This is a genomic window from Mycobacterium intermedium (assembly GCF_002086275.1).
Classification (GTDB): Bacteria; Actinomycetota; Actinomycetes; order Mycobacteriales; family Mycobacteriaceae; genus Mycobacterium; species Mycobacterium intermedium.
This window is the reverse complement of sequence record NZ_MVHT01000337.1, coordinates 1-367: the sequence shown is the minus strand read 5'-3', so window position 1 is coordinate 367 and position 367 is coordinate 1. Positions and strand designations below refer to the sequence as shown.

1 pseudogene is annotated in these 367 nt (G+C 82.0%); it reads right to left on the bottom strand.

Going from position 1 to position 367, the window contains the following annotated elements:
- Positions 1-367: pseudogene (locus BST27_RS35245) on the bottom strand (hypothetical protein); the annotation flags it as partial.

Here is a 367-nt window from a genome sequence, read left to right as displayed (position 1 = left end):
GGCCACGACAACGCCGTTACCGCCAGCCCCGCCGTTGCCGCCGGCACCCCCGGCTCCGCCGTCACCGGCGGCGCCGCCGTTGCCTGCCAGGCCGGCCTGGCCCCAGTAACCGCCGCGACCGGCGGCGCCCCCGTGGCCGCCGTTCCCGCCGTTGCCACCGGCGCCACCGGCGCCGCCCGCCCCGCCAGGGCTGCCCGGGTCACCTGCGCCACCGTCCGCGCCAGCCGAGCCGGCGCCGCCCGCACCGCCCCGACCGCCGAGCCCGCCGTTACCTCCATTGCCGAAGAGCAGCCCCCCGGAGCCGCCGGGGCCGGCGGGATCGGCGGTAAGGCCGGCGGGCCGGGCGGGTTCGATGGGGCCGACGGTC